The sequence below is a fragment of the Jiangella rhizosphaerae genome, from assembly GCF_003579925.1.
Taxonomy (GTDB): domain Bacteria; phylum Actinomycetota; class Actinomycetes; order Jiangellales; family Jiangellaceae; genus Jiangella; species Jiangella rhizosphaerae.
Map to the genome: position 1 here is coordinate 21,296 of NZ_QUAL01000054.1, position 13,969 is coordinate 35,264.

At 71.2% G+C, this 13,969-nt stretch carries 10 protein-coding genes; 8 read left to right on the forward strand and 2 right to left on the reverse strand.

Annotated elements, in window-relative coordinates; genetic code table 11:
* Positions 1-183 precede the first annotated feature (183 nt).
* The 6 genes from DY240_RS06775 to DY240_RS06800 all read left to right on the forward strand — a co-directional run bounded on the left by DY240_RS06775 (position 184) and on the right by DY240_RS06800 (position 6,937).
* The gene (locus DY240_RS06775; RefSeq protein ID WP_119659192.1) at positions 184-1,146 is read left to right on the forward strand and encodes a carbohydrate ABC transporter permease; all 963 of its coding nucleotides are present in this window, start codon (positions 184-186) and stop codon (positions 1,144-1,146) included.
* Complete coding sequence (locus DY240_RS06780) at positions 1,143-1,955, forward strand: carbohydrate ABC transporter permease (RefSeq protein WP_119659193.1); 813 nt, start codon at positions 1,143-1,145, stop codon at positions 1,953-1,955. Before DY240_RS06775 ends, DY240_RS06780 begins: the two co-directional genes overlap by 4 nt.
* 114 nt (positions 1,956-2,069) lie before the next feature.
* Positions 2,070-3,521: an ABC transporter substrate-binding protein gene (locus DY240_RS06785; protein ID WP_119659194.1), complete on the forward strand. Its 1,452-nt coding sequence runs from the start codon at positions 2,070-2,072 to the stop codon at positions 3,519-3,521.
* A gap of 120 nt (positions 3,522-3,641) precedes the next feature.
* Complete coding sequence (locus tag DY240_RS06790) at positions 3,642-4,700, forward strand: DUF5722 domain-containing protein (protein ID WP_119659195.1); 1,059 nt, start codon at positions 3,642-3,644, stop codon at positions 4,698-4,700.
* A gap of 23 nt (positions 4,701-4,723) precedes the next feature.
* Positions 4,724-5,476 carry an SDR family NAD(P)-dependent oxidoreductase gene (locus tag DY240_RS06795; protein ID WP_119659254.1) on the forward strand — a complete coding sequence of 251 codons (753 nt, stop codon included), beginning with the start codon at positions 4,724-4,726 and terminating at the stop codon, positions 5,474-5,476.
* A 174-nt stretch (positions 5,477-5,650) separates the two neighbouring features.
* Entirely contained in the window at positions 5,651-6,937 is a 1,287-nt protein-coding gene (locus tag DY240_RS06800; RefSeq protein ID WP_158602766.1) for a sugar phosphate isomerase/epimerase family protein, read from the forward strand.
* A gap of 52 nt (positions 6,938-6,989) precedes the next feature.
* Here the strand turns inward: DY240_RS06800 and DY240_RS06805 are convergent, their stop codons facing one another.
* Both DY240_RS06805 and DY240_RS06810 read right to left on the reverse strand, forming a co-directional pair.
* Positions 6,990-10,724 (reverse strand): ABC transporter ATP-binding protein, encoded by a 3,735-nt coding sequence (locus DY240_RS06805; protein ID WP_119659197.1) that lies wholly within the window; start codon positions 10,722-10,724, stop codon positions 6,990-6,992.
* 85 nt (positions 10,725-10,809) lie between these two features.
* On the reverse strand, positions 10,810-11,391 hold the full coding sequence (locus DY240_RS06810; RefSeq protein ID WP_119659198.1) for a Uma2 family endonuclease: 582 nt from the start codon (positions 11,389-11,391) through the stop codon (positions 10,810-10,812).
* 200 nt (positions 11,392-11,591) lie between these two features.
* Between DY240_RS06810 and DY240_RS06815 the strand changes: the two genes are divergently transcribed.
* Together DY240_RS06815 and DY240_RS06820 are read left to right on the forward strand one after the other, a co-directional pair.
* Positions 11,592-13,163 carry a molybdopterin-dependent oxidoreductase gene (locus tag DY240_RS06815; protein ID WP_119659199.1) on the forward strand — a complete coding sequence of 524 codons (1,572 nt, stop codon included), beginning with the start codon at positions 11,592-11,594 and terminating at the stop codon, positions 13,161-13,163.
* A 52-nt stretch (positions 13,164-13,215) separates the two neighbouring features.
* Positions 13,216-13,899, forward strand: a complete 684-nt coding sequence (locus DY240_RS06820) for a fasciclin domain-containing protein (protein WP_119659255.1) — start codon at positions 13,216-13,218, stop codon at positions 13,897-13,899.
* The last annotated feature ends 70 nt before the right edge of the window (positions 13,900-13,969 follow it).

The following is a 13,969-nucleotide window of genomic DNA, read 5'->3' on the forward strand; positions in this document are numbered from 1 at the left end:
CCTTTGCCGAGCTGAGACGATTCAGTGACCGACTGTGGCCCGGCGTGCAGTGACGATCAACGAAATGGCCTGATGCGGTCATCTCGCTCGGGGCCGCCCGGATTCCTTGACACCGCTGACGGCCATGGGTGAGGGTCTGAATCGTTTAACTCCCCCCACCACCGTCGGCACGGAGGGCAGCTCATGGCCGCGACCACCGGAACCCGACCGGCCGCCGCGCCGGTCGAAGAGCCGTCCGGTGCCGCGCGCGGCCGCCGCCCGATCGCGTGGTACGCCTACCTCGCGCTGCTTCCGCTGCTCGTGGTGCTCGCGCTGTTCCAGTACTACCCGGCGCTCAACGGCATGGTCCGCTCGTTCTGGGACTGGAACCCGGGACAGGTCTCGACGTTCGTCGGGCTGGACAACTACGCCAAGATGCTCGAGGACGACATCTGGTGGCGGTCGTTCCGCAACCTCGGCTACATCTTCGTCTTCGGCATCGTCTCGTGGGTTATCCCGCTGGTGGCGGCCGAACTGCTGATCACGCTGCGCAGCCAGCGGGCGCAGTTCGTCTACCGGACGCTGCTGATCCTGCCGATGGCCTTCCCCGGCGTCGTCACCGCGCTCGTGTGGTCGTTCATGTACCACCCGAACAACGGCGTCATCAATCGCGCGCTGACGGCGGTCGGCCTGGAGGGGCTGACCCGGAACTGGGTGGGTGACCCGTCGTACGCGCTGTGGTCACTGCTGTTCATCGGGTTCCCGTTCATCGCCGGGCTGCCGTTCCTGATCTTCTACTCCACCTTGCAGAACATCCCGCGGGAGATCTTCGAGGCGGCCGCGCTCGACGGCGTCGGGCGGATCCGCCGCTTCTGGACCGTGGACCTGCCGCTGATGGCGCGTCAGGTGCGGCTGCTGTTCTTCCTGGCCGTGATCGGGACGCTGCAGTACGGCTTCATGGCCTACATCGTCACCTCCGGCGGTCCCGACAACTCGACCATGGTGCCGGTGCTGCGCATGATCAACGTCGCCTTCCAGGGGCAGGACTGGGGCTACGCCGCCACGCTGTCGACGACGCTATTCGTCTTCACGCTGGTGCTCAGCGCCGTCGTGGTGTTCGTCCGGCGCTCCGACTCGTCGTCCACCAACGTCCGAGGATTGCGATGAGCAGACAGTGGGGCGTCAAGACGGCGCTGACGATCCTCGTCGCGGTCGGCCTGTTCCCCTACCTGTTCATGCTCACGACGTCGGTCAAGGACAACCTGCAGTTCTCCGAGAACTACTGGGTGCCGGTGCTGCCGTTCCACTGGGAGAACTACGCGACGGCGTGGGAGCAGATCCAGCCGTACCTGCTCGCCTCGGTGATCGTGGCCGCGGCGGCGATCGTCCTGATCGTCGTGCTGTCGCTGGTGGCCGGCTTCGTGCTGGCGCGATACGCGTTCCCCGGCCGGACGTTCTTCTTCGTGGTGATCGCGGCGCTGATGATGGTGCCCAGCATCTCCAGCCTGATCCCGCTGTTCGTCATGATGCGCGACTTCGACCTGCTCAACACGTATCCGGTGCTGATCATCCCGCACGTCGCCGGCGGCGTCGTCATCGGCACGATCCTGATGAAGACCTTCATCGAGGGCATCCCGCAGGAGCTCTTCGACGCCGCCCGGGTCGACGGTGCGGGCGGGGCCAGGCTGTTCCTCTCGATCATGACCCCGCTCTCGCTGCCCGTCATCGGCACCGTCGCGCTGATCACCATCAACGGCGTGTGGAACGACTTCTTCTGGCCGTTGCTCACCATCACCGAGAACGAGCTGCGCACGGTGTCGGTCGGGTTGCTGTTCTTCCAGGGCCAGTCCGGGACGGAGTACGGGCCGATGTTCGCGGGCTACCTGCTGGCCAGCGTGCCGCTGCTGGTGTTGTTCACGTTCCTGTCGAAGTACTTCCTCGCCGGCGTCCAAGGTGGCCTGCCCGGCTCTCACTAGCCGGGGCGAGGTTCTGGCCGGTTCCGGTCAAGACGCTGGGTCGTCGCCGATCGGCGGGCACCATGTGGGGGAACCCACCGATGCTGAAACGTTCAAAGGTCGAAGGGAGCCGCCATGTCCGTACTCGTCCGACGTCGTACGCGGGCGACGGTGCTGCTTGCCGTTCTCGGAATGACCGCGTCGCTGACCGCCGCCTGTGGATCGGATGATTCCGGCGGCGACGGCGACCGGGTCACCATCACCCTGTCGGGGCCGAACCAGTGGAACAACGACCCGCAGAGCTTCGGCCCCGCCTGGGAGGACCTGGTCGAGCGGTTCGAGGAGGCCGAGCCCGGCATCGACGTGGAGACGACGGTGCTGCCGGTCGCGGAGTTCGCGCAGACGCTGTCGACCCAGCTGTCCGCCGGTACCGCGCCGGAGCTGATCTTCAACCAGGCGCCGCACACGCCGGACCAGGTGGTGGCGCTCGACGACTACCTGGCCCAGCCGAACCCGTACGTCGAGGGCAACGAGGCCTGGATCGACCTGTTCAACCAGGACTACTTCGGCCCGGACGCGCCGACCGCGCGCAACGCCGCCGGCAACTACGAGTTCATCCCGTTCAACCTGGTCATCGTCGGCGTCTACTACAACGCCGACATCATGGACGAGGCCGGCGTCGAGGCGCCGATCGAGACCTGGGGCGAGCTGATGGACGCGTGCGCCGCCATCACCGACGCCGGCTACGTGCCGTTCTCGATGGACCAGGGCTGGCTCGGCCAGGGCTGGACGATGGGGATCATCGGTTCGATGCTGCTCAGCTCGCACGCGGAGGAGTGGAACCAGTTCGCCGCCGACGGCCAGCCGGGCACCGCGGCGCAGGTGACGCCGAAGAGCATGGCGCGGGCCATCCTCACCGGCGAGCTCGACCCGACCGCGACGCCCGAGGTGGCCGAGACCATGGAGCTGCTCAAGCAGTTCTTCGACGAGTGCGCCACGCCGAACTGGTCCGGCATCGCCGGCGGCGCCTCGTTCATCGGCTACGACGACTTCGTCGGCGGCCGCGCGGCCATGACGTACGGCACCAACTTCGCCGCGGAGAACCTGGCCGACGTCGACTGGGAGTGGGGCACCATGCCGTTCCCGACCATCACCGAGGACGAGAGCGAGCTGTCCACCGGACAGGAGGCGCAGTTCGGCGCCGCGCCCGGCGGCACCAGCTACATGATCCCGGCCACCACCGAGGGCGAACAGCTGGAGGCCGCGGTCAAGTTCCTGCAGTTCGTCACCAGCCCCGAGGGCGGCCAGCCGTGGCTGGACGGCTCCGGCGGCATCCCGTCGCTGGTCGACGCCGAACCGGCGCCCGGTCTGGAGGGGCTGATGACCGGCGCGTGGTTCGAGACCCCGACGATCCCGGCCGTCACGTTCGTGCCGAAGGCGAGGAACGGCCAGACCGTCTACGACGGCTACCTCCTGGGTGACAAGTCGCTGGAGGACCAGCTGGCGGAGATGCGCAACGACTGGACCGAGTGGGCGACGGAGATGGCGGCCGACGGCGGCTGGACGGAGGACTGGGCCACGCAGTAGCTGGCGGGCGTCGCTGGCCGCTTCCGGCCGAATCCTGGAGCGCGGCCGGGTGCCGTCGCTAGGTTCTGAATCGATTTGCGCCGGGTGCCGCCTGGACTTTCGGATCGTGAGGAGGCTCGCATGACCCACGTCCGCCCGTCGTCCCGCCGGCTGCGCAGCGCCGTGGCCGTCGCGGCCGGAGCGCTCGCGCTGACGGTGAGCGCGCTCGTCCAGGCCGGAGCCGCCGGTGACCCGCCGGCCGCGGCCGCCGCGACCGAGGGGGTGTCGTCCGTGACCGCCACGGACGACACCGTCACGGTCGCGGGCTCGGTGGCGCCCGGAGCCGACGTCGACGTGTACGCCCTCGGCATCGAGCAGGAGGTCGTCGACTGGGCCTCGGGCACCATCGTCGGCCGGGCGAGGGCGGACGCCGGCGGCGCCTTCTCCGTCGCGGTACCTCGCGACCCCGCGGCCGGCCCGGACCCGCTGTACCACCGCTACGTCGCCGTCGTCGACGGCGTGCCGGCCGGCACCTACCGGCACGTCGACACGCTGGACCTGACGCCGTCGTCGGACCGGCCCTACCCGGACGCGGTGAACAAGAAGGGTCTGCAGGTCAAGATGACCGACGACGCCGAGGAGCTGGGTGTCCAGCACGCGGCGATCAACCTCGTGGTCAACGACCTCATGCTCGCCACCGAGGCCGACCCGGCCGACACCATCCGGTTCGAGTCGGGCGGCCGCACCTACTACTTCGACAGGAGCGAGGTCGAGAAGCTCGACCAGCAGATCAAGCCGCTGTCGGACAACGGGGTCCTGGTCTCGCTCATCCTGCTGGCCCGCCACCCCGACCAGGTGCCGAACCCGGACAACGACGTGCCCGAGCTGGTGCACCCCGACGCCGCTCTCGGCGGGCCGGGCGCGCTGCTGTACGGGTTCAACGCCGTGACGCCGGACGGGGTGCGGTACTTCACCGCGGCGATGGAGTTCATCACGCAGCGCTGGAGCGGCGCGGAGGCCGAGAACACCCATGGCCTGCCGCGCAGCTGGAACGAGATCGTCGTCCCGGTGGCGGAGTGGGCCGGCCGTAGCGCCGTCACCCGGATCGAGGTCTCGGTCGCCGCACCGGACGCCACGGGTCCCTGGCCGATGCAGTTCCAGATCGACGACCTGGCCTATTACACACGGACCCGTTCGTGACCCTCGACCCCGGGAGCTCGCCCATGATCTCGTTCGCTGACCAGTCCGCCGTCGTCGTGGGCGCCGGTGCCGGCATCGGCCGGTCCGCGGCCGGCCTCCTGGCCCGGCTGGGCGCCGCGGTCACGTGCGTCGACCGCGACGCCGCGGCGGCGGCCGAGGCGGCGGACGAGATCAGAGCGGCCGGTGGGCGGGCACTGGCCGCCACGGCGGACGTCACCGACCCGGCGGCCGTGCGGGCCGCGTTCGGCGCCGCCGCCGGCGAGTTCGGCCCGATCCACGCCGCCGTGAACTGCGCGGGCATCACCGGGCAGACCGGGATCCCGAGCCACGAGGTGAGCCTCGACGACTTCGCGCACGTGCACCGCGTCAACGTGCACGGTGCCATGGTGGTGAGCCAGGTGGCCCTCGGGCACATGCTGCCCAACGGCTACGGCCGGATCGTCCACGTCGCGTCGATCAGCGGCAAGGACGGCAACCCCAACATGGTCGCCTACTCGTCGTCGAAGGCGGCGCTCATCGGCATGGTGAAGGTCCAGGGCAAGGAGTACGCGCAGCGGGGGATCACCGTCAACGCGATCGCGCCGGCGGTCATCCGCACCGACATGGTGGCCGCGCTCCCCGACGACGTCGTGGCGTACATGGTGTCGAAGATCCCGATGGGGCGGACCGGAGAGCTGGACGAGGCTGCGGCGATGATCGCCTTCGTCGCGTCCTCGGCCTGCAGCTTCACGACCGGTTTCACGTTCGACCTGACCGGCGGCCGGGCCACGTACTGAGTCCGAAAACCGGACGAATCGGATCTAGCCAGTTACGGCGAGATGCCGCTAGTGTTTCCCCAACATCGGGGTGGCTTTCAACACTTCCCGTAGAAAGTCGGCCGCAGCCTGGCTCCGATGCCGCATGCGATCTCGAGCACGGTCACCCACTTTCGACGGAGCGAGGAGACGACCATGGCTCAGGAACACAGGTTGAGCCGGCGCCGGCTGCTGACGATCAGCGCCGGCACGCTCGCGGTGGCGGCCATCGCCCCCGCCACGCCGGCGCTGGCCGACCAGCTGGTGCAGAACGTGCCCAACCCGCTGCTCCCGCCGGGCAAGCGCGGCACCATCCTGTACACGCAGCGCGACGCCACCGCGCGGCGCGGCATCTGGAACAACCCCGCCCCCACCATGGGCTACTTGGGCGGCCCGAACTTCCCCGCCGACCCCGACGATCTCGGACCGCTGGTCCCGCTGCCCGGCGGCTTCCGCGAGGTCTTCCAGTTCCTGGCCCGCGCCGGGTTCAAGCAGGTCGAGTTCGCCGGCTACAACCAGCACGCGGAGAACCAGGGCGGGGCCGCGCCGCCACTGACGCAGAGCGGGCGGCTGCTGCGCGAGAACTTCCCCGCCTACCTCGACTACGCCCGGACGCTGCGCGGCTTCCTCGACGAGGCCGGGCTGGAGGCCATCGGCAACCACGGGTTCATCCCCAACAGCTGGCCGGGCGGCCCGAACGGCGGCATGACCACCGACGACTACGACCGCTTCCAGATCGAGCTCGAGTTCGCGTCGATCCTCGGCATGCCGTACATGGGCACCGGCGGCGACCCGACCGGCAGCTCGGCGAAGGAGGCCTGGGACCTCGCGGCGCAGAAGTGGGAGGCGATCAACGACCTCGCCGCGCCATGGCGCATCTCGATCTACCCGCACAACCACGCCGACGCCTACGGCTTCCTGCAGGACGGCCCGATGGTGCAGGTGACGGTCGACCGCGTGACGGGCGCGCCGCTGCCGCAGCCGCAGATGGTGCGGGGCGAGTCCGGCATCCGCAAGATGCAGTACTACTTGGACATCACCCCCAGCACGAAGTGCTACTGCGAGATCGACATCTACTGGGCGCACTCGGCGCAGCACCGGTTCCGCTGGTACTACGACTGGGAGGGCCAGCGCCGCGAGAGCGTCTTCAGCCCGATCGACCAGATCGCCGCGCAGCCGCTGCGCTACCCGCTCTACCACGCCAAGGACGGCGAGCGCCGCGACGACCAGCCGGTCGGCGTCGGCGAGGGCTACCGGATGATCCCGTTCGGCGACCCGCGCAGCGACATCGACTACGACGCGATCTTCCGGCGGCACCGTCCGCGCGGCTACCACAACCCCAACTACGAGGACGACACCGCTCCCGGCGGCGCGGCCGATCCCGGCCGATCGCTGCGGCACGCGGTGATCAGCGGCACCAACATGGCCAACATGGCCCGCTGAGACTCCCCGGCCGGCCGGGTGGCCCCCGGCCGGCCGGGTGAATCAGCCCGCCTCAGCTCGCCCGGCTCAGCACGCGCTCGACGTACCGGGGAGCGGGCTCATCGGTGGCGATGCGGCCGTCCGCCACCTCGACGACGCGGTCGACCCAGTGCAGCGACTGCGGCCGGTGCGTGACGACGATGGTGGTCCGGCCGGCCGACGCCACCCGCATCGCCTGGTTCACCTTCCGCTCGCTGGCGAGGTCGAGGTTGGACGTCGCCTCGTCGAGGATGAGGATCGACGGGTCGCCGAGCAGCGCCCGGGCCAGGCACACCAGCTGCCGCTGCCCGGCCGACAGCGACCGGCCCCGTTCGGCCACCACGTGGTGATAGCCGCCCGGCAGCCGGGTGATGAACTCGTGCGCCCCGACGGCGCGGGCGGCCGCCTCGACCTCGGCGTCGCTGGCGTCCGGCCGCGCGTAGGCGATGTTGTCGCGGATGGTGCGCGAGAACAGGAACGGCTCCTGCGGCACGTACCCCAGGTGGCGCCGGTAGCTGGTGACATCGAGGTCGTCCAGCGGCCGGCCGTCGACCAGCACCCGGCCGTCGGTGGGGTCGTAGAACCGCGCGACCAGCTTCGACAGCGTCGACTTGCCGGCGCCGGTGCGTCCGACGAACGCGACCCGCTGGCCGGCCGGCACGTGCAGGTCGACGTCGCGGACGGCGTCGGTGGCGGCGCCGGCGTAGCGCAGCCGCACCCCGTCGAACCGGAGGTCGCCGGCGATCGCGTCGACGGGGACGGCGTCGGGCCGCACCGGCGTCGACGTCTCCAACGCCAGCAGCGCGCGGACCCTGACCAGCCCCGTCCGGGCCCGCTGGTACACGTCGAACACCGCGGACAGCTGCTGCACCGGCGCGAACACCTGGGCGAGGTACAGCAGGAACGCGATCAGCGTGCCGAGCGCCAGCGTGCCGGCCTCGATGCGCTGCGCGCCGACCCAGAGCACCGCCGCGATGGCCAGCACCGAGAGCAGCTCGATCGCCGCGACGTACACCGACGTCGCGTACAGCCCGCGCAGGCTGGCCGCGACGTACTGGCGGCCGAGCCCGGCGAACCGCCCGAGGTTGACCGCCTCGCGCCGGAACGCGTGGGTGACCCGGATGCCGGCCATGCTTTCCTGCACGTCGGCGTTGATGGTCGACAGCAGCTCGCGGGCGTCGTCGTAGGCGACCGACGCGCGCCGCCGGTACCACCAGGTGACGGCCGCGGCGAACGGCACGACCCCCAGCACGACCAGCGCCAGCATCGGATCCAGCGCGACGACCACCATCGTCATGCCAGCGAACGTGGCGACGCTGACGACGGCGTTGATCAGGCCGACCTGGAACAGCTGGGCGATCGCGTCGACGTCGGAGGTCATCCGGGTCATCACCCGGCCGGCCTGGGTGCGGTCGTAGAAGTCGATGCCCAGCCGCTGCAGCTGGCCGAAGATGCGCACCCGCATCGCCAGCAGCAGCCGCTCGGTGCTGCGCGTCGTCCACAGATACCCCGTGCGCTGGTCCAGCCAGAGCAGTCCGACCAGCACCGCCGCGACGAGGCACACCCACAGCAGCACGGACGTCGAGCCGGCGCGCATGCCGTCGTCGACCGCCCGCTGCACGAGCATCGGGTTGACCAGCGTGATGGCCGCCTCCAGGACGACCAGCACGAGGCCGACCAGCAGGCCGCCGACGTACGGGCGCAGGAACGACGCCAGCCGCAGCGGGCCGCGGGTGACGTTCTCGCGCCCGAGGTCGACGCCCGGAGGATCCTTCGGCGGCGGCAGAGCGGCGATCCGCTCGGCCACCGCGGGCGGCACGGCGAGCTGCAGGCTGGGCAACGAGCCGGTGGCGTCCTGGCGCGACTCCCACGCCGACGCCGTCGCCTCGAACCGGCCGGACCGCGCGTGCGACAGGAGATCACTCGACCGGTCGGCGACGACATCGGTGCCGGGACCGTCGCCGAACAGGTCGCGGTAGAGCGCGTTGCGCTCCAGCAGCTCGGCGTGCCCGCCCTCGTCGACCACCCGGCCGTCGTCGACGAGCACGACGCGGTCGGCCAGCCGCAGCGTGGACTCCCGGTAGGCAACCAGCAGGACGGTGCGCCCGGCGAGGAACGGCTCGAGGTTGGCGTGGATGCGCTCCTCGACCTTGACGTCCACCGACGAGGTGGCGTCGTCGAGCAGCAGGATGTCGGGCTCGGCCAGCAGCGCCCGGGCCAGCGCGACCCGCTGCCGCTGCCCGCCCGACAGCGTGATGCCCTGCTCGCCCACCACGGTGTCGTAGCCGTCGGGCAGCGCCTCGACGAACTCGTCGGCCAGCGCCGCACGGGCGGCCGCGCGGATCTCGTCCATGCCGGCATCGGGCCGGCCGTAGGCGATGTTCGCCGCGATGGTGTCGGAGAACAGGAAGCTGTTCTCGAACACCACCCCGATGCGGCGGCGCAGCTCCGGCAGCGACCAGCGGCGCACGTCGATGCCGTCGACGGTGATGGTGCCGGCGTCGGCGTCGAAGAAGCGCGGAAGCATCGACAGCGCCGTCGACTTCCCGCACCCGGACGGCCCGACCAGCGCGACCGTCTCGCCCGGCCGGACGTCGAGACTGAAATGGCGCAGCACCTGGTGGCCGTCGCCGTCGGCGTAGGCGAACCGGACCCGGTGGAACGAGACCGCGCCGCCGCGCTCGTCGGCGGCGGCCGGGCGCAGCGGCTCGGTGATCTCGGCCTGCAGGTCGAGCAGTTCGCCGACCCGCTCGGTGGCCGCCTTGCACAGCGGGGCGTTGGTCAGCACCATGCCGGCGACGCGGGCGGCGCCGATCAGCTCGGCGAGGTAACCGATGCAGGCCAGGAACACGCCGATGGTGAGCCGGCCCTGGATGACCAGCAGTCCGCCGGCCAGGAGCACCAGCACCTGTCCGAACAGCGGCGCGCCCTGCAGCGACGCCATGAACGGCGCCCGCAGCCGGACCGCCCGGACGCGGGCGCGGAACATGTCGAGCAACGCGCCGTGCAGCCGCGCGGTCTCGGCCGGCTGCTGGCCGAACGCGCGGACCACACGGACGCCGGTGACGGCCTCCTCGACTCGGGAGGTCATCTCCGCCTCGCGGTGCTGGGCGTCCCACCCGGCGGCGTACACCAGGCGGCGCTGCCGGTTGGTGACCGCGAAGACCACCACGATGACGGCGACGACCAACGCGGCGATGAGCGGCGACAGCGTGAACATGACGACCACCGCGAGCAGCGACGACAGCAGCGTCGCGGCCACCTGCGGGATCCAGCTCAGCAGCATGTGCACGTAGCGCAGGTCGCCGCTGATGCGCGACACCAGCTGGCCGCTCTGCAGTTGCGCGTGGCCGGTGAAGTCGAGGCGCTGCAGCGTGTCGTACACGTCGCGGCGCAGGTCGTCCTGGATGCGGAACGCGGTGGTGCCACCGACGTAGCGCCACCAGCTGGACAGGATGAAGCGGGCCACCGCCAGGCCGATGAGCAGCACGATCATCGGCAGCAGCGGCGCGGACCGGGTGTCGATGGCGTCATCGACCACCCGGCCCTGGGTGACGGGGACCGCGGCGACCGCGACCGCCCAGGCCAAGGCCACGACGACGGAGATGATCAGGGTGCCGCGGTGGCGGAGGAGGTACGGTGCGAGTCGGCGGAACGTGCCGGGCGGCGGCTGTGAGGGTTCGGCTGACGCGACGGTCAGCGGCGGCGTTGAGGGTGTGGTGGCGGTCTGCTGACTTGAGGGACGCGCGGACGCGGTGCGGCGGGGCACAGGGATCTCCCGGGAGCAGCGGGTCGGATTGACGGACGCCCCGAACGGGGCCGCCGACGATCCTACGCCCGTGTGGTGACGGCGATCAACGGTCCGGAGCGAGTTCCGAGACGTCGATGTCGACCTCGAACGGTGCCCGGATGGGCGCCGTCTGCCCGGCTGTCCAGGTGCCCAGCTCGGTGTAGCTGGACGTGCCCTCGGGCAGCGCGTAGGCGGTCAGGCTGAGCTCCGGCTGGAACTCGACCCGCCAGAAATGCGGGATGCCGGCCTCGGCGTACTTGGCCGGCTTGAGGATGCGGTCGACCGATGCGGACGCGGGCGACACGATCTCGATGACGATCAGCGCATCGGCCGCCATGGCCTTCGCCCCGCCGCGCCGCACGACGTCGTGGGGCAGCACCATGAGATCCGGGATGAGGTAGGTCGGGTCCATGTCGACGGTGACGGGACCGAGGATGCGGAGGCCTGACGGCAGCGCATCCCAGAGCCGCCGGCGCAGGATGTCGGAGACCGACTCGTGCCAGAGCCCCGGGCCCGGCGTCATGAGCAGACCGCCGTCGACGATCTCGAACCGCCAGTCCGACTCGGGCAGCGCGAGGAGATCGTCGAACGTCCACCATCGAGAGCTGGCCGGGAGCTCGACCGCCGGCATGTCGACCACCACCATCTGGGTTCTCCTGTTCTCGCGAGTTTCGCACTGCTGTTCGGCATGCCGCCACTCTTGCTGGCAGCGGCGCCGCCTTCCACCGGCGGATCGCGAAATGTGGACAACTCGGCGAACCCGCCGCACCTGTGGACGGCATAGGCCGAAGGGCTGATGCCTCGATCCGCACCAATCCGGGGCGCGGACCGCCCCGAACACCGGGCATGACCGCGACGACGCACCGCTGGCGCACCCGGGGGCTGGCCGCCCTGGCCGGGATCGCGGCGGGCGGGCTCACCCTGGGCGTCGGTGAGCTGGTCGCGTCGCTGGCCGTCGAGCCGGCCGCCGCGCCGTTCCTCGCCGTCGGCAACACCTTCGTCGACCTTACGCCGGAGTGGCTGAAGAGCTTCGCCATCCGCACCTTCGGCGAGAACGACAAACTGGTCCTGCTGGCCGGCATGGCCGTCGTCCTGCTGGTCCTCTCGGCCGCGGGCGGGCTGCTGGAGCTGTGGCGGCGCGGCGCCGGCGTGGCGGTGCTGGTCGTCCTGGGCGGGGTGGCGGTCGCCGCCGCCACCACCCGTCCGACGGGCACCCTCACCTGGGCGCTGCCCACCGCCGCCGGCGTCGTCGCCGGGGCCGCCGCGCTCACCCTGCTGGTGGGCCGCCTTCGACCCCGCGCGGCGGATGCTGACCCGACGGAGTCGGGGGAGTCCGCATCCGCCGCGCGGCTACCCCGTCGCCAGGTCCTGCTCCTCACGGTGGCCGTCGCGGGGCTGGCGGTGCTGACCGCGGCCGGCGGGCGCCGGTTCGGGCGGACGCTGGCGGAGGTGCGCGAGGCACGCGCCGCACTGCGCCTGCCGGCGCCGCCCGACCCCGCGCCGCCGCTCCCGGCCGGCGTCGAGCTGGACGTGTCCGGGATGACGCCGTTCACCACCCCGAACCGCGACTTCTTCCGCGTCGACACCGCGCTCGACCTGCCGCGGGTGATGCCGGAGGAGTGGCGGCTGCGCATCCACGGCATGGTCGGCCGGGAGATCGAGCTGACCTTCGACGACGTCCTCGCGCTGGACCTGGTGGAGCGGATGATCACGCTCACCTGCGTCTCCAACGAGGTCGGCGGCGAACTGGCCGGCAACGCCGTCTGGCTCGGGTACCCCCTGGCCGACCTGCTGACGCGTGCCGGCCCGAGCCCCGGCGCGGACATGCTGCTGTCCACCAGCGTCGACGGGTTCACGGCGGGCACGCCGCTGGACGTCGTCATGGACGGGCGGGACGCGCTGCTGGCCGTCGGCATGAACGGCGAGCCGCTGCCGGTCGAGCATGGGTTCCCGGCCCGGCTGGTCGTCCCCGGCCTCTACGGCTACGTCTCGGCCACCAAGTGGGTGACCGATCTCGAGCTGACCCGGTTCGACCGCGCCACCGCCTACTGGACCGACCACGGCTGGGCGGCGAAGGCGCCGATCAAGACCGCCTCGCGCATCGACGTCCCCGGTTCGTTCGCCGACCTGGCCGCCGGACGCGTCGTCGTCGCCGGGGTGGCGTGGGCGCAGCACCGCGGCATCAGCGCCGTCGAGGTGCAGGTCGACGACGGCGACTGGAGGAGGGCCGAGCTGGCCGGCGAGGCCTCCGCCGACACCTGGCGTCAGTGGTCCTGGGAGTGGGACGCCGAGCCGGGCAACCACACGCTGCGGGTCCGCGCGACCGACGGCGCGGGCGAGTTGCAGACGGACGAGCAGGCGCCGCCGTTCCCGGACGGGTCGAGCGGCCGGCATTCGGTGGTGGTGCGCGTGAGCTGACTCGAACCGATCTCGAATCCGAACCGACCCATCCCGAGAGGAACCCATCATGATGCTCCTGACCAGGAAGCGGACCCCGGTGATCGTGACCGCGATGGCGGCGCTCACGCTCGGCCTGTCCGCATGCAGCGACGACGACGGCGGCACGGCCGCCCAGGACGACAGCGCGGCGGCCGAGGAGGCGCCGGCGACGCCGGAGGACGAGGAGAGCACACCGTCCGACGGCATGACCGAGGAGGCGATGGCCGGCCCGGTCGGCCCTGGCTGCGCCGACTACGCCTCCCAGGTCCCGGACGGCGAGGGCTCGGTCGAAGGCATGTCCGACGACCCGGTCGCCGTGGCGGCGTCGAACAACCCGATCCTCACCACGCTCGTCTCCGCGGTGTCCGGCGAGCTCAACCCGCAGGTGAACCTCGTCGACACGCTCAACGGCGGCGAGTTCACCGTGTTCGCGCCGGTCGACGACGCGTTCGCCGCGGTCGACCCGGCGACGCTGGACACGCTCGCGACCGACGCCGACCTCCTGACGACGGTGCTGACGTACCACGTGGTGCCCGGGCAGCTCTCGCCCGACGAGGTGATCGGCGAGCAGGCCACCGTCCAGGGCGCGCCGGTGACCGTGGCCGGCACGCCGGAGACGATGACGGTCAACGACGCCAACGTCATCTGCGGCGGCGTCACCACCGCCAACGCCACCGTCTACCTCATCGACGGCGTCCTGATGCCGCCGACGTGACGGACGGACGCGGCCGCCGGTCTCCCCGCACCAGCGGAGGCCGGTGGCTCGCGTCTGCGACCATGAGCCC